The sequence below is a fragment of the Lysinibacillus sp. CTST325 genome (genome assembly GCF_054665055.1).
Map to the genome: position 1 here is coordinate 1 of NZ_BAAFHO010000016.1, position 16,847 is coordinate 16,847.

Sequence of the window (16,847 nt, forward strand, 5' to 3'; positions counted from 1 at the left end):
ATTAGCACTTTCATTTCCATTTAAGTAACGCTCAACTGCTTGTAATTTATCTTCTACAGTATATTTAGCCATAGAAAAACTGCACCTCCAATTGTTAGATGTGTCTAACAATTGGGGTGCAGTTCAAAACTACCGACGTTTTTTATTATCTTCAACCATCCTGCCACTATAGTTGGTAAGATAAATACAAGTATATTCCCTTATTAATAGGTATCTAACTGTATCATCGACAAGGTTTATTGATATAATGAATTATAAGGGATATGTCTAAATGGGGGTGGCGTGATGTTCGAGGGAAAATGCTTAATTGTCGAAGGCCGATCGGATAAACTTCAAATCGAACCTATTTTAAATGAAGACGTAAAAATACTTTGTACAAATGGTACAATTGGTGTGCATCAATTAGAAGAGCTACTCGATCCATATGAGGGTTGTGAGCTTTATACATTTTTTGATGCAGATACATCAGGTAATAAGCTAAGGGCATTAATGGACAGACATTATCCAGAGGCTGAGCATTTACGTACGATGCCAACATATAAGGAAGTTGAGACAACTCCGAGGAAGGTGTTAGCGGCAATATTGCTTCGCGCACATTTCTCAATCCATAATGAATATATTTTGTAAGGTTGCGTGAAAAAAGATGGAAGAATGGTCAAAAGAGCAGTGGAACGCGGCTATCCAGTCCGGTGAAAAGGCTGCCTTTTATTTATATACTCCAATGTGTGGAACATGTGCAGTTGCATCGAAAATGATGACGGTTGTTGAGCAATTGCTGCCACAGTTAAAGATTGGTAAAGCGAATATAAATTTTATAGAGCAAATAGCTTATGATAATAAAATCGAAAGTGTACCATGTTTACTCGTATGTGAAGGCGGAGAAGTGACAGAAAAGGTTTATGCCTTTCAATCCGTACCATATTTATACGAATTGTTAAAAAATTAATTGACTGAATATTAATCGCGTGGTAAAGTAACAAATATATTAAAAAAACAATAAATATATCGAACTCTTATAAAGAGCGGCGGAGGGAAGTGCCCTATGAAGCCCGGCAACCATCACAATTGTGAAAAGGTGCCAAATCACCCAAAGATTTATCTTTGAAAGATGAGAGAACGGTTTAGCGTATAAGTTACGTGACCCCTTCTACTTGTCTATAAGTGAAGGGGTTTTTTAATTTCTTTCAGCGGGTATCCAAAACCCGCTGAAATAGAGGAACTCAGTCTAAGAACGCCACGTCTCATGGCAACGACTGAGTGACCAACATCATGTTGGCCTAAAGCCTCCGGACGCTATTATACCGAGGCATAATTGATATAAGAAAAGGAGAATTCGCTATGATCAATCTTCAAAATATTACGAAGAAATACAAAACCGCGAATGGCGAATTAATAGCAGTCAAAGACGTCAACCTTTCTATTAATAAAGGTGAAATTTTCGGCATTATCGGCTATAGTGGCGCTGGTAAAAGTACAATGATTCGCTTGTTAAACGGTTTAGAAAAGCCTACATCTGGTACGGTGACGGTTAACAATCAAGAATTTTCATCCATAAAGGGGCAAAAGCTTAGGGATGCTAGACAAAAGGTCAGTATGATTTTCCAACATTTCAACTTACTTTGGTCTAGAACTGTTGCAGAAAACATCGCTTTCCCACTAGAAATCGCAGGTGTGCCAAAGGCAAAACGTGAAGCACGTGTGAAAGAATTGATTACACTAGTTGGCTTGGAAGGACGCGAAAAAGCATATCCATCACAACTATCGGGTGGACAAAAACAACGGGTAGGTATCGCTCGTGCACTTGCTAATAATCCAGAGGTATTGTTATGTGATGAGGCAACATCCGCACTCGATCCGGAGACAACAGATGCTATTCTTGATCTACTTGTCGATATTAACGAACGATTAGGTCTAACGATTGTGTTAATTACACATGAAATGCACGTTATTCGTAAGATTTGTCATCGTGTAGCAGTTATGGAAGCTGGGGAAATTGTAGAACGTGGTGAAGTATTACAAGTATTCCAAGCTCCACAAGCTGCCATTACGAAAAAATTCGTTTCTCAAATTACAGATACGAAGGAAACACAAGAAACTGTGGCACAAATTAAAGAAAATTACCCTAATGGACAACTTGTTAAGCTAATCTTTGTAGGAGAAAAAACAGAGCAGCCTGTCATTTCACATCTTGTGAAACAGTTTGATGTAGAAGTAAGTATTGTACATGGCAATATTTCGCAAACGAAAAATGGAGCGTACGGTACACTAATTGTGCAAATTGATGGCTCAGAGGCCAATGTTGCAGCTGCACTGAGCTACTTAAATACAGTCGAAGTACAAACGGAGGTGATTGCAAATGCTAACTAGTCTTTTTCCGAATGTCGACTGGGAAAAAATGTGGGACGCTACGTATGAAACATTGTACATGACAACAATTTCTACGGTCATCACATTTATACTTGGATTAGTAATTGGAATCTTATTATTTTTATCAAGTCCCAACCAACTATGGGCCAATAAAATTGTGAACTTTTTAACAGGCTCAATCGTTAACATTTTCCGTTCGATTCCATTTATCGTATTGATTATCTTATTAATTCCATTTACGAAGTTTTTACTCGGCACAATTCGTGGCGCAGATGCGGCTTTACCAGCATTAATTATTGGAGCTGCACCATTCTATGCACGAATGGTATTAATTGCCTTACGCGAAATTGATAAAGGTGTTATTGAAGCGGCTCGTTCAATGGGTGCCAAAACGTCAACGATTATTTGGAAAGTATTAATTCCCGAATCGTTACCAGCGCTTATTTCTGGTCTTACTGTAACGGCTGTAGCACTTGTTGGTTATACTGCGATGGCAGGTATTATCGGTGCAGGTGGTCTAGGAAACTTAGCATTCTTAGATGGCTTCCAACGTAATCGCACAGATGTAACTTTAATGGCGACTATATTAATCTTAATAGTAGTATTTATTATTCAATGGATTGGCGACTTAATTACAGCCAAAACAGATAAACGCTAAAAAGAGCATCACACTATGAACATCTAAGAGGTTATCTCGGTTTTATACCGCTAACATATTTAAATAAGAAAAAAGGGAGAGTAATAAAATGAAGAAGTTATTAACAGGATTATTTTTATCTGTATTAGTATTAGCTCTAGCTGCTTGTGGTGCTGGTAAAAAAGAAGAAACAGGCTCAAGCTCATCATCTAGTGATAGTGACAGTAAAGAAAATGTAACTTTAACAGTAGGGGCTTCAAATACACCTCATGCGGTTATTCTAGAAAAAGCAAAACCAATTTTAGCTAAAGAAGGTATCGATCTTAACATTGAAACATATCAAGATTATGTATTGCCAAACCAACATTTAGAATCTGGCGAACTTGATGCGAACTACTTCCAACATCTACCTTTCTTAGAGCTTAGCATGAAAGAAAATGGCTATGACTTTGTAAATGCTGGTGCTATTCACATTGAACCAATCGGTATTTACTCTAAAAAATATAAATCTCTTGATGATCTTCCAAAGGGTGCAACAATTTTACTTTCTAGCTCAGTTGCAGACCACGGTCGTATGCTTTCGTTGTTAGAAGCTAAGGGCTTAATTAAATTAAAAGATGGTGTTGATAAAACAGCAGCAGAAATAAAAGATATCGCAGAAAACCCTAAAAACCTTAAATTCGATGCAAACACGGCACCTGAAATGCTTGTACAAATGTACGAAAATAATGAAGGTGATGCGGTTCTGATCAACTCGAACTTTGCAATCGATAACGGCTTAAATCCATTGAAAGATGCAATTTCTCTTGAAGATAAAGAATCTCCATATGTAAACATTATCGCTGTACGTGCTGGTGATGAAACAAAACCAGAAATTAAAAAATTAGTAGAAGCATTAAAATCTAAAGAAATCCAAGACTTCATTATTGAAGAATGGAAAGGCTCAGTTGTACCAGTAAAATAAAATTTATCGAAAAAAGGGTATGTAAGTATGACAGCTTACAAACCCTTTTTGCTTGTCGACAAAAGAATAAAGCATATCGATAAACAAATGTAATGATCACGCCGAGTTGGTGCTTCCCACCAAGCTTATCCCACAGGAGTCGCCACTCTCCACAGGAGTTGTCAAAAAATCACCATGCAGATTTACATGTAAATAGTGTTTATCTACAGTTTGAAAGGGAATGTAAGAATTAAAGCTTACATTCCCTTTTTTTTCTTGTTGAAAAAGGGGTTCTTTTATCAGAAAAATATAACTTTTTTATTAAAAGAGTTCTTCTTTTGTGTTTTATGGCAAAAATATAATATATTTTAAAAGTGACTGATTTACCAAAAATTTTATATAGCAATTGATTAGTAATCTTTATTACTATAGTAGTTATGTGTGCAAATCAAAAAAATGCTAGAAAACGTGAAAGAAAATCAAATATTTCTTACATCAACTGGAGTGAACACCAATGAATAAATTAATCATCGCAGAAGACATCATGCAGGAGCATGAGGTGAAGGGTTATTTTGAAACATTGCGTGAGAGCGTTATTCGCTCACGTTTCACAATGACTGCAGTCTTTTTTAAATTAGCTAATTCCTCACAAGGAACTGATATAGAACGTAATCAAACTTCAGCTTTTCTAAAATCAAAAATACGAAAAACAGATTTACTTTTCCAATTAGCGGATGGCATGCATTGGGGAGTTTTTTTTCTGCAAAGTAGTGAAGTCGAGGTAAAGGCGTTTTTAAAACGGATTTTTGCAATTCTGAAGCAAGAAAGGGAATATCAGCAAATCGCGTTAAAAGCCTCTATTACTGAAATAAGAAATAATAGTGTAAACTTTGAAACTTTGTTAGATAAAAATAAGCAAAAACTAGCAGATGACGAACAGCCGACTTGGTCAATAGAACAAGTTACAGATTATAGTGAACAACCAACTGAGCAAGTAAAAGTAAGCGTTATTGAACAAAATGCAATCTTTAGAAAAGTGCTAGAAACAACGCTCAATGATTTAGACATTCCTCATTTTACGTTAGACGTGGCTACCTACGAAGATGGCTATAGTTTTTTACAGTCCGAAAGCTATAAAACAGGCCATATGCATTTAGTTGTCATGAACGATATTTTACCACGAAAAAATGGCTTAGAAATTTTGCACATTTTACGAGAAATGCCGAATGAGAAAAAGTTCATCATTTATATGATGTCAGAACGAAACTCAGAAGGGGCGACACTTAATGCTTATGAAGGTGGAGTCGATGAATTTATCGTAAAACCATTTAATTTACGTTTGTTAGAAGCAAAAATCAGGAGAACGTTTGCGAGGTTTTGGCTATGATCGAGCTATCGATTTCTTTTCTTTTAACGGCCATCGTTGTTTTATTAGTCATTTTATTTTTATTTACGATATATCTACTTTTGCAGCATCAGCGGGAGATTCGCTTTGCAGAAAAGTATGATACTTATTTACAAAACTATTCACAGCACTGGTACAACTATTTAATCAATGATGAAAATTTCTCTGTAGTGCTTGTACCCCGTGGAAGAGCCCAAGTAGCAGCTATAGAAATAATCTTTTCATCTTATTTAAAAAATATAATGAGTGCCAAAGTAGAACATAAAATCAAAGAGTTTTCTAATCTCTATTTAAAACAGTTTTATGAAAAGGATTTAGCAAGTAAACGATGGAGCATTAGGATGAATGCTTTATATCGTATTGCTGATTTTCAGATAGATGAATTAGAAGATACTTGTCAACAATTCGAGAAATCCAAAATTTCGGAGGAAGAATATTTTCAACTGTTAAAAATATACTCTATCTTCCAACCAGAATTGTTTATCGAAAAAATGAAAGAATCGAGCGTTCATTATTCTGAAAGCGAATATAGAAGATTATTTGTCTTGTTAGAGGATGACGTATTTATTCGATTGTTTGAAGACTTTGATAGCTGGGCGAAAAATATCCAATTTGCTGCAATTGATACTGCAGCTGTAAAAAGAAATATGCAATATATTGATAAGTTAAAACAGCTATTAACACATGAGGAACCAGAAATAAAAATAAGAGCATTAAAGGGTCTTTACGAAATTGGTGTAATTGATGAAATCGATCCTTATGTTCCATTTGTGACTTCAGATATGTGGGAAGTGAGATTAATGGTTGCAAAAATCTTTAAGCATGTGCCACTAATCTATACCTATGCTTATTTAGAACGGCTACTTGAAGATGAAAATTGGTGGGTGCGCTCACAGGCAGCTAAAACAATTGCAGAAAATAGAGAAGGAATTGCAAAATTACAGCAATTTATGGAGTCCTCAAACGATCAATATGCAATTGAAATGGCACAAGAAACAGTAGTCAGAAAGCAGGGGAACAAATGAAATTAATTTTAGATTATTGTATGTGGTTCTTTGGTGGCGTTATTCTGTTTTATATGCTATTCGTTATTGTTTCATATTGCGCAATGTTTGCAATTGCCATGCTAGATTTACGAAAACGCTATAAATTAGATCCCTCAGAGTATGATGATGCGCATATCGATGCCTTCTACTCAAAACCAGTATCCTTACTAGTCCCTGCTTACAACGAAGAGATTGGAGTTGTAGATACAGTCTATTCATTGTTGAATTTACGATATCCGCAAACGGAAATTATCATTATTAACGATGGTTCTACTGACACTACACTACAAACTGTCATCGAGCATTTTCGCATGAAGCCCGTTGATAAAATTGTTCGTGCAAATATCCCTACAAAAGAAGTGAAACAAATTTATGAATCTGAAATTTATAAGAATTGTATTTTAGTAGATAAAGAAAATGGTGGTAAGGCAGATGCATTAAATGTAGGTATTAATGTTTCGCAATATCCTTATTTTTGCTCTATCGATGGTGATTCAATTTTAGATGAAAAATCATTGCTTCGTGTGATGAAGCCGATTATTTTATCTGATGGTGAAGTGATTGCGGCAGGAGGAAATATTCGAATTGCCAATGGAGCGAAAATGCAGCTGGGTTCCGTTACTGAAACGCACTTACCAAATAATTATTTAGTAATTATGCAAATAATTGAATATTTGCGAGCTTTTTTAATGGGGCGAATCGCTTTAAGTAAATTTAATCTTGTGCTTATTATTTCTGGAGCATTTAGTGTCTTTTCGAAAGAATGGGCTGTGGAAGCGGGCGGTTATTCAACGAATATTATTGGAGAAGACATGGAGCTTGTCGTGAATATTCACCGTTTGATCAGAAAGAAAAAAGAAAAGAAACGTATTGAGTTTGTACCAGATCCTGTATGCTGGACGGAAGCACCTCAGACATTAGGGGTATTGCGAAATCAACGTAGACGTTGGCACCAAGGATTATTCGAAAGCCTTTGGAAGCATAAAACGATGACATTCAACCCAAAATATGGATTGTTAGGGTTTGTTGCATTGCCTTATTTTTGGCTTGTAGAATGTCTAGGTCCAATTGTTGAGCTAGGCGGTTATATTTATATTGTAGTAGCATTTTTCTTAGGGAAAATCTATTATGAAGCAGCGGTAATACTGTTGCTGCTCTTCGTTATTTATGGAGTTATTTTTTCAATAGCATCTATACTATTCGAGGCATGGACAATGAACACTTATCCGAAAAAGAGAGAGCTATTACGAATGATACTTTTAGCATTTACTGAAATTTTTTGGTATCGACCACTCACTCTTTTATGGCGTTGTGAAGGATTAGTTCGGTTTGTGCTAAGAAAAAGCGATTGGGGCAATATGAAGCGTGTCGGCATTGCTGAAAAGGAGAAAAGTGTATGAAGCGAATATATATAGGGGTCATAGCTATTCTAATTCTCATTATTACACCTATAGCATGGTGGTATTTGAGCGATGAAAAACCGCTGAACGTCGCGATCCTAGATAAAACGGTTCCGAATGAAACATATCGAGAGCATTTAGGTGTGAACTGGTTTTTAAACCATTATAAATACACAATTGATCATCAACCATATGATGTACACAAAAATTACTATGGTACGATTCCGAATGATAAAACGAAGAGAGTATCTGAAAAAAAGTTTCCGACCGACTATAGCAATTATGATGTTATTTATTTGGCAGATACGTATGGAGTATATAAGGATGATTTAAATGAAAAAAAGCGTCTAGGTAAACGCTCAGAAAAAATTGTTGGTGGCTTAGAAATGGATGAATGGCAATCAATAGTAGGTCGTTTAGCAAGTAACAAGAAAAGTATGCTAATAGCCGAATACAATACATTTGCGTCACCAACATCAGAGGCAGTTAGAAAAGAGCTACAGGATTATTTAGGAATTTCATGGTCTGGATGGATTGGGCGTTATTTTGATGAGCTTGATTATCATAAAAACTCAGAAATTCCACAATGGGTCATAGATGAACATGGTGATAATTGGCCATATAAGGGCGGTGGCTTTCTTCTATTTAATGAAATTACAGAAAAGCTCATTGTGCTGGAACTGGACAAGCATGTAAAAACAGAAGGCATTCAGGTGCAGTTTACTGAAGAAGGGAAAAAATTCTTTAATACTTCTGCTAGCGCTGACTATGGCTATTGGTTTGATATTATCACGCCTAAATATGCAGAGGATGCTCTTGCTAATTATAAATGGGACTTAACAAAAGATGGAGAAAAACTATTAAAGGACAACGATATTCCACAGCAATTTGCGGCTATTGTTTCACAGGACAAACGCTACACTACAAGCTATTATTTTGCTGGTGATTTCAACGATATGTCACGGGTACCGAACCTTTATAAAATAAAGGGATTACCGACCATCTATAAATACGCTGAGAAGTATGCAGATAGTTCATTTTACTGGTCGATTTATATACCAGTCATGCATAAAATTTTTGAAACGTTTGAGCAAAAAGAGGTTAAAGAAAACGTTAATCATGAAAAACAAAATTATAATGCACGTATTAAAGGTGAATCATTTGAAGTCTTACGCGATGGGAAATGGGAGCCACTAGTCTTTAAGGGCGTTAATATCGGTATGGGGAAACCGGGAGCATTCCCCGGGGAAGCTGCTATTACGGAAGAAGAGTACTATCGTTGGTTCCGTCAAATTGCTGAGATGAATGCCAATACGATTCGTGTCTATACATTACACCCACCAGGTTTTTATCGGGCACTTGCTAAATACAATGAAGAAAATCCAGATAAACCACTGTATGTATTGCAAGGTGTGTGGATTAATGAGGAAGGCTTGGCTGACTCTCTAGATGCCTATGATGAAGCTACCTTGAAGGATTTCCAAAGTGAAATGAAGCGCATGGTAGACGTTATTCACGGTAACACTTATGTGAAGCCAGTAGCAGGACATGCCTCAGGATTGTACGATGTTGACGTTTCAAAATATGTTATTGGCTGGGTGCTTGGAATCGAATGGTATCCGCATATGGTAGTCGGTACGAACGAAAAACACGCTAATATAGGCGAATACAATGGGACGTATTTTGAAACGAAAAATGCTGCACCATTTGAGCATTGGTTAGCGGAGCAAATGGATCTTATTACTACTTACGAGAAGGATCAATATAATTGGCTCCGTCCAATGAGCTTCACAAACTGGGTAACGACCGACTTACTAGACCATCCATCTGAACCTTCTGAGGATGAAGATTTAGTAGGAGTCAATCCAAATGTTATCTATACAAAGGGTGAGATGCAGGCACCAGGACAATTTGCTTCCTATCATGTGTATCCATATTACCCTGACTTCTTCAACTTCGACCAAAAGTATTTAAATTATAAAGATTTCCGGGGCAATAAAAATAGTTATGCAGGATATTTAAAAGATTTACATCAAGCTCATCGTATGCCTGTTCTTATTGCGGAATTTGGAATTCCAGCAGCGCGTGGTAAGACACATGAAAATGTTTACGGCTGGAATCAGGGACATATGTCCGAACAGCAGCAGGGTGAAACACTTCAACATTTATATGAAGATATTATGCATGAAGGCTTGCTAGGAGGTCTTATTTTCACATGGCAGGACGAGTGGTTTAAGCGGACTTGGAATACGATGGATTACGATGATCCAAATCGTCGACCGTTTTGGTCCAATGCACAAACGAACGAACAACAATTTGGCGTACTAAGCTTTGATCGATTTAAAGTAAAAGTAGACGGCGATACAAAGGAGTGGAAAGGTACACAAATGTACAATACCGCACCCTCTGATTCAACAGATTTTGCTGTCGATTATGATGAACGATATTTGTATTTCAAAATAAAAAGTGATGTTTTAGATAAAGCCTCACCGCGTATTTTACTGGATGTCGTACCAAACCAAGGAAATACGTCGGCAACATCAATAAAAGATATGACGTTTTCAAATGGCGTAGATTTTATGGTGGAATTAAATAAAAGTGGAGACTCTCGAGTTGTCATAGATGAGTACTATGATTTCTATGATTATTTTTACGGTCACAATTTAAAAATGATTCCGCCTCGTATGGCAGCTATCACAAAAAATAGCGGTAAGTTTGCACCGATTAACTATGTGCTAAATAAACAACTATACTTACCAGAGCAAAAAATTACGACCGATTTTAGTTCTTATGAAACAGGGAAACTGCTTCAAGGGAACGCCAATCCAAAAGCAAAAGATTATAATTCGTTAGTAGACTATACATGGACGGATGATAATGTTATTGAGCTACGAATTCCTTGGCTACTAATCCAAGCAAAAGATCCAAGTCAGCGTGAGTTTATGGGAGATCTATATAAAGATGGAGTGACAGCTTCTACTAAGGTAGATAATATTTATATTGGTGCTGTCTTTGTAGATAAGGATGGCAAAGTAGTGAAATCTTTACCAGAGACAAAGGATCATGTCTTACCTGCTCTCTCAGCATACTCTTGGGAACAATGGCAAACTCCAAAGTATGAAGAGCGTTTAAAACAATCATATTATATTTTACAAAAATTATTTAAAGATTAATCAATTATGCCTTGGCATAAGTGCGTCCGGAATCGGCTTTGTGCTTAGGCCTGTACGAGGGCCGACACGATGTCGGTCATTTCGGTAATGCCACATGACGTGGCGTTTTTAGACGGAGTTCCTCTATTTCAGCTGGTGTTTGGACAACCGTTGTAAAATAGCTTAAATCCGCATTCATCTCATCACCTATAGAGGTGGGAGACTTTTACTGAAAGAAGTTAAATGGAAGCTTAGGATAGGTGAGTTTTACCTATTCTAAGTTTTTTGTTTTTTATTGGCTCAGCAACAAAAGTTATGGATGTCTTAAAACGTTTGCCATTATTAATTGGGCGACTCCTAGGGGATCAGCAATAAAGGAACGAAGGCTAAAACCATCACGTCCTGTGATAACATCTTCGTGACCAACATAGTACTGCCGCCGCTTCGCTGTTGCTCAGATAAAACCCTTTTGCTGCTGCCGCTTCGTTAGCACTACGCTTTCGTGCAAAAAACATCTGCTGGCCGAGACCCTGCAGAGAAGCGGAGGTTATCTGTGCGTAAGCAACAAAAGCGGCTCATCGTACGCCTCCAGGAAAGTGCCCATTCGGAACGGAAATCAACCAGACGTTATGGTGACGAATGTTTTTGTCAGAAAATAAAAAAGAGTTTTACAATTTCGTCTATTTCGCAAGCTGTATATTCTCTCAACTTTTTATGTTAAATTACTAATAATACATTCGAGGAAGACAGTTGTTTTTTTAAGGAGGACAATATCATGAAGCTTAAATTTGGTTTATTGGCAAAAATTATTGTCGCTATTTTGTTAGCGGTAATACTTGGAAGCTTTGCGCCAGAGTCATTTGTACGTATATTTGCAACATTCAATGGCTTATTCGGTAATTTTTTAAAATTTGTTGTACCACTTATTATTATTGCATTTATTGCTCCGGGCATTGCTCAGCTTGGGAAAGGCTCCGGGAAATTATTAGGTTTAGCAACATTCTTTGCTTATTTCTCAACAATCATTGCAGGAATATTTGCCTTTTTTGTAGCAAGCAATGTGTTGCCTAATTTCATTTCAAATGGTGATATGGAAAGCATGAAAAACCCTGAGGAATTTTTAGCACAGGCATTCTTTAAAGTTGAAATGCCTCCAATAATGGATGTCATGGCAGCATTAATCTTTGCATTTATCGTAGGAATTGGTATGACTGCCATTCAAAGTGATGTTATGAAACGTGGTTTTGAAGAGTTTAATGTAATCATTGAAAAGTTAATTTCATTTGTTATTATTCCACTTTTACCATTGCATATTTTCGGGATCTTCTTGAACATGACATACGGAGGTCAAGTAGCAAAAATATTATCTGTCTTCGCAATTGTCTTCGGACTCATAATTGTGATGCATTGGGTAATATTGCTAGTTCAATACACTGCTGCGGGAACTTTAAATAAGAAAAATCCACTTATGTTACTTCGAACAATGTTACCTGCGTATTTTACAGCATTGGGCACACAATCATCAGCTGCAGCTATTCCTATTACATTGCGACAATCACAAAAAACTGGAGCTTCAGAAAAAGTAACGAATTTTACAATCCCACTGTTTGCAACCATTCATTTATCAGGTAGTACGATCACAATCGTAACTTGTTCTTTAGGTGTTATGATGATGAACGGTATGGATATAGGATTTGCACAATATATCGGCTTTATCTTTATGCTAGGTATTACAATGGTTGCTGCACCAGGTGTCCCTGGAGGGGGAGTTATGGCAGCAATTGGTTTACTACAAACAATGCTCGGCTTCGATGAAACAATGGTTGCACTAATGATCGCACTATACTTAGCGCAAGATAGCTTTGGTACAGCTACAAATGTAACTGGAGATGGAGCATTATCTATGATTGTCGATCGTTTTAGTAAAAAAACTAATTAATAAACATTAGAGAGACGGCTAGAACAGAGTCGAAGTCGTGGATAGAAATGTCATAATCGTGGATAGAAGAGTCAGAGTCGTGGATAGAACAGCCAAAGTCGTGGATAGAGACGTCAGAGTGGCGGATAGAAGTGCCGAGGCGACGGATAGAACAGCCAAAGTCGTGGATAGAAACGTCATAATCGTGGATAGAAATCAGAGCGACGGATGGAAAGACGAGAGCGACGGAAAGAAGAGCCAAGGTGACGGATGGAAACCAGAGCGACGGAAAGAAGCGTCGAAGTGACGGAAAGAAGAGCCAAGGTGACGGATAGAAACGAGAGCGACGGAAAGAAGCGTCGAAGTGACGGAGAGAAGAGCCAAGGTGATGGATGGAAACCAGAGCGACGGAAAGAAGCGCCGAAGTGACGGAAAGAATCATCAAAGCGACGGATGGAAAGACGAGAGCGACGGAAAGAAGCGCCGAAGCGACGGAAAGAAGAGCCAAGGTGATGGATGGAAACCAGAGCGACGGAAAGAAGCGCCGAAGTGACGGAAAGAATCATCAAAGCGACGGATGGAAAGACGAGAGCGACGGAAAGAAGAGCCAAGGTGACGGATGGAAACCAGAGCGACGGAAAGAAGCGCCGAAGTGATGGAAAGAATCACCAAAGCGACGGATGGAAAGACGAGAGCGACGGAAAGAAGAGCCAAGGTGACGGATAGAAACCAGAGCGATGGAAAGAAGAGTCGAAGTGCCGGAAAGAATTGTCAAAGCGACGGAAAGAACAGCCAATCTGACTAATAGAACCACCTGAATACAAAAAAATCGCCTGCTATGGCGATTTTTTTTTGCTTAGTTCTTGTTGAAATTTAATAAAATTCCGTATTTATCTAGAAATTAATCGAAAATATATAGTTCTAAAGGAAGGAACTGTGGATTTTGTCAAAATTAATTTGTGGTAAGATAGTTATTTTTTCACTTTGTCATGGAATTGTTTAGAAAAAGTTTAGTTTTATTTAGTATGATAGATGTATTGAGGAAGTGTGTGTTTTATATTTGAGAATTTGATGGCAAAGAATGGGTGTGATATGAGGGGATTACATGTACAAAGGAATGAATCGTAAAAAAATAGCAATTGTACAGAGCAGTCTTTGAATTACGTTTTCACAATAACTTAGACAAAGGAGTAATTTGTTTATGGGAATAAAGATTGAGTCAAAGGGATTAGCTTTATCAGAAAAAATCAAGACAAGAAGTGCCACAATTGGGGTTGTTGGACTTGGCTATGTGGGGCTCCCACTAGCCTTGGAAATCGTCAATAAAGGCTTTGGAGTAATTGGTTTCGATAAAGACGATGAAAAAATTGCCAAATTAAAAAGTGGTGATAGTTATATTGCTGATATGTCTAATGCAATCATCGAGAAAGCGGTTAAAGAAGATAAATTTGAGCCGACAAATGATTTTTCTAAACTTGTATATGTAGATATCATTATTATTTGTGTACCGACGCCTACGACTGCAGATGGAACACCTAACATCTCGTATATTGTAGATGCAGCTAATGCAATCGAACAAAATATATCCCCTAATACATTAATTATTCTTGAAAGTACAACTTACCCTGGAACAACAGAAGAAGTAGTTCAACCGATCTTAGAAAAAGGTAACTTCATTATTGGACAAGATATATTTTTAGCTTATTCTCCTGAACGTGTGGACCCTGGAAATTTAAATTTTTCAGTTTCGAATACGCCTAAAGTAGTTGGTGGTATCTCTGCTGCTTGTTTAGAAGTTTCTAAGCTTTTTTATGAAACAGTGATCAATACAAATGTGTTTGCTGTAACAGACCCAAAGATTGCTGAAATGGAAAAGTTACTAGAAAATACGTTTCGGCAAATTAATATTGCCCTTGTCAATGAATTAAGTCAGGTTTGCCATAAAATGAATATCGATGTGTGGGAAGTTATTGAAGCTGCTTCGACAAAGCCTTATGGTTTTATGCCATTTACACCTGGCCCTGGGGTAGGTGGTCATTGTATACCAGTAGACCCTAAATATTTATTATGGGCTGGCCAGCAGCATGGTGTTTCAGCAACATTAATTGAGACGGCAGATAAAATTAATGATTCTATGCCAAGCTTTGTAATTGAAAGATTAGAAAATTATTTAGGTGCACATGGAAAAGAGATAGATGATGCAGAAATTGTAGTTATTGGAGTTTCCTATAAGCCAAATATTAATGATCTTCGGGAATCACCAGCATTATATGTCATTGATAAATTAAAGGAAAAGCGGTGTGGTCTAAAAGTTATTGATCCATTTATTGAAACATTTACAGTTGGTAATGACATGTTTAACACAGTTTCACTTACAAAAGAATTAATTGAAAAAGCGGATGCTGTAGTCATTTTAACGAATCATACAGCTATTGATTATGCATTGATTGATCAACATGCTGCTTTAATTTTTGACACACGTAATACCCATTATTTGTTTAAAAATGAAAAATATCACAAGTTATAGAGGGGGATTCTGTGATCACGGGGCGACTAAAATTATGTAGTCTATTATTCATTTTATTTCTAGCTGGATGTCAATCGTCTGCTCAAACTAATGAGGTTAAACCAGTTGATTCAGCAATTGAAATAAAGGAACCGGATGGAACGATGAGTGAAATTTATAGTCACGCAAGCATTCTTAGCCCAAAGGTAGCATTAACTTTTAATGGACTTGCAGACAATGAAACAATGCAGAAATTATTAAAGGTATTAGAACAATTTAACATGAAGGCAACATTTTTTGTAGAAGGTACGCGAGTGGCGCAAGATCCTGAGTTAGTGAAGGATATTTTAGCTAAAGGTCATGAAGTAGAAAATGGTACGTTAACGTTTACTGATATGACTGATTTAAATTATGAAGAAACATATAAAGAAATTTACTTAGCCAATCAAGTTTTTGAAGAGCATCTAGGTTATACACCAAAATACGTTCGTAGTCGTTCTGGTGATTCAACTGACAATATGCGTTTAGCAACTAAAACGCTCAATATGAAGGGAGTCGTCGAATCTTCCATTAATCCGAAAGATCGAAATATGCAAAGTGCTGAGGAAATAATGGATTATATTCATCGGTTTATCAATAGTGGATCTGTTATTCATTTAAACACGTACATTAATCCCGCGATTATTGATGTTATTCCACTACTGTCTCAATTAGAGGAAGAGAAAGGATATGCGTTTTCTACATTAACGGACGTATTAGATGAACAATATTTAGCAAAATCCTTAGAGGAAATTGAAGGCTATGATGCTATTAAATTGAACCCGGATTACAAAAATATTAAACCAAATATGTTCTACCGTAAAAATACTTCAAAAAAAGAAATTGCTTTAACCTTCGATGATTGGGCAAGTGAGGAGAGAGTTAAAGAAATTTTAGATGTTCTTGATAAGTATCATGTTCAATCTACATTCTTTTTAATTGGCAAAGGCGTGAAAAAGGATCCGCAATTAGCGCGATTAATTGTTGAGAGAGGGCATGAGGTTGCAAGTCACTCTTATAATCATCTTGATGTAACGACAATGACACCCGAGGAACTCCAAGAGGATGTCGTAATGGCACATCAGGCTCTAACATACGCCTTGCAAGAAGAGCCTTTGTTGTATTTCAGGCCTAATAAAGGTGCTATTAATGAAGAATCAGCGAAAATTATTGCTGCTACCGGTGTCAAATCGATTGCAATGTACGATATAGCATCATTCGATTGGAATTTAAAATATACTCCTCGAGATATTTATAATCGTGTGATGACTAGAATTGCTCCTGGAAAGGTAATTGTTATGCACATTTTAGACGGAACAAAAACAGTTGAAGCATTACCATTAATCATTGAAAAGCTGCAAAAAGATGGCTATAGTTTTGCAAAAATGTCGACTTGGATTGAAAAAGATTCAAATAAGAAAGTGAATTGATAAT

At 36.9% G+C, this 16,847-nt stretch carries 15 protein-coding genes and 1 riboswitch; of the genes, 12 read left to right on the forward strand and 3 right to left on the reverse strand.

Annotation, left to right across the window (positions count from 1 at the left end):
- Positions 1-285 precede the first annotated feature (285 nt).
- The 10 genes from ACYQ73_RS23775 to ACYQ73_RS23820 all read left to right on the forward strand — a co-directional run bounded on the left by ACYQ73_RS23775 (position 286) and on the right by ACYQ73_RS23820 (position 12,889).
- Positions 286-627 carry a toprim domain-containing protein gene (locus ACYQ73_RS23775; RefSeq protein ID WP_132361835.1) on the forward strand — a complete coding sequence of 114 codons (342 nt, stop codon included), beginning with the start codon at positions 286-288 and terminating at the stop codon, positions 625-627.
- A gap of 16 nt (positions 628-643) precedes the next feature.
- Positions 644-946, forward strand: coding sequence for a thioredoxin family protein (locus ACYQ73_RS23780; RefSeq protein WP_460014711.1), 303 nt, complete (start codon positions 644-646; stop codon positions 944-946).
- 64 nt (positions 947-1,010) lie between these two features.
- Positions 1,011-1,115, forward strand: a riboswitch (SAM riboswitch).
- A 223-nt stretch (positions 1,116-1,338) separates the two neighbouring features.
- On the forward strand, positions 1,339-2,367 hold the full coding sequence (locus tag ACYQ73_RS23785) for a methionine ABC transporter ATP-binding protein (protein WP_460014712.1): 1,029 nt from the start codon (positions 1,339-1,341) through the stop codon (positions 2,365-2,367).
- Entirely contained in the window at positions 2,357-3,025 is a 669-nt protein-coding gene (locus tag ACYQ73_RS23790; protein WP_049669084.1) for a methionine ABC transporter permease, read from the forward strand. Before ACYQ73_RS23785 ends, ACYQ73_RS23790 begins: the two co-directional genes overlap by 11 nt.
- Positions 3,026-3,113: 88 nt before the next feature.
- Entirely contained in the window at positions 3,114-3,968 is an 855-nt protein-coding gene (locus ACYQ73_RS23795) for a MetQ/NlpA family ABC transporter substrate-binding protein (RefSeq protein ID WP_460014713.1), read from the forward strand.
- A 493-nt stretch (positions 3,969-4,461) separates the two neighbouring features.
- The gene (locus tag ACYQ73_RS23800; protein WP_460014714.1) at positions 4,462-5,334 is read left to right on the forward strand and encodes a response regulator; all 873 of its coding nucleotides are present in this window, start codon (positions 4,462-4,464) and stop codon (positions 5,332-5,334) included.
- Positions 5,331-6,377: a HEAT repeat domain-containing protein gene (locus tag ACYQ73_RS23805; RefSeq protein ID WP_460014715.1), complete on the forward strand. Its 1,047-nt coding sequence runs from the start codon at positions 5,331-5,333 to the stop codon at positions 6,375-6,377. The genes ACYQ73_RS23800 and ACYQ73_RS23805 overlap by 4 nt, the downstream gene beginning before the upstream one ends.
- Positions 6,374-7,798 (forward strand): glycosyltransferase family 2 protein, encoded by a 1,425-nt coding sequence (locus tag ACYQ73_RS23810; protein WP_460014716.1) that lies wholly within the window; start codon positions 6,374-6,376, stop codon positions 7,796-7,798. Before ACYQ73_RS23805 ends, ACYQ73_RS23810 begins: the two co-directional genes overlap by 4 nt.
- Positions 7,795-10,971, forward strand: a complete 3,177-nt coding sequence (locus ACYQ73_RS23815; protein WP_460014717.1) for a hypothetical protein — start codon at positions 7,795-7,797, stop codon at positions 10,969-10,971. Before ACYQ73_RS23810 ends, ACYQ73_RS23815 begins: the two co-directional genes overlap by 4 nt.
- Before the next feature lie 754 nt (positions 10,972-11,725).
- Entirely contained in the window at positions 11,726-12,889 is a 1,164-nt protein-coding gene (locus ACYQ73_RS23820; protein ID WP_460014718.1) for a dicarboxylate/amino acid:cation symporter, read from the forward strand.
- Here ACYQ73_RS23820 and ACYQ73_RS23825 read toward each other — a convergent pair.
- The 3 genes from ACYQ73_RS23825 to ACYQ73_RS23835 are packed head-to-tail and all read right to left on the reverse strand — an operon-like array spanning position 12,882 to position 13,682.
- A complete protein-coding gene (locus ACYQ73_RS23825) occupies positions 12,882-13,130 on the reverse strand; it encodes a hypothetical protein (protein WP_460014719.1) in 249 nt (82 codons plus the stop codon). The two genes, ACYQ73_RS23820 and ACYQ73_RS23825, sit on opposite strands and share 8 nt — an antisense overlap.
- Positions 13,066-13,479 (reverse strand): hypothetical protein, encoded by a 414-nt coding sequence (locus ACYQ73_RS23830; protein ID WP_460014720.1) that lies wholly within the window; start codon positions 13,477-13,479, stop codon positions 13,066-13,068. Before ACYQ73_RS23830 ends, ACYQ73_RS23825 begins: the two co-directional genes overlap by 65 nt.
- Positions 13,434-13,682 carry a hypothetical protein gene (locus ACYQ73_RS23835; protein WP_460014721.1) on the reverse strand — a complete coding sequence of 83 codons (249 nt, stop codon included), beginning with the start codon at positions 13,680-13,682 and terminating at the stop codon, positions 13,434-13,436. Before ACYQ73_RS23835 ends, ACYQ73_RS23830 begins: the two co-directional genes overlap by 46 nt.
- Positions 13,683-14,069: 387 nt before the next feature.
- On the opposite strand from ACYQ73_RS23835, the gene ACYQ73_RS23840 reads away from it, so the two are divergent.
- Positions 14,070-15,395 (forward strand): nucleotide sugar dehydrogenase, encoded by a 1,326-nt coding sequence (locus tag ACYQ73_RS23840; protein WP_460014722.1) that lies wholly within the window; start codon positions 14,070-14,072, stop codon positions 15,393-15,395.
- Positions 15,396-15,406: 11 nt separating this feature from the next.
- Entirely contained in the window at positions 15,407-16,843 is a 1,437-nt protein-coding gene (locus tag ACYQ73_RS23845; protein WP_460014723.1) for a polysaccharide deacetylase family protein, read from the forward strand.
- Positions 16,844-16,847 lie beyond the last annotated feature (4 nt).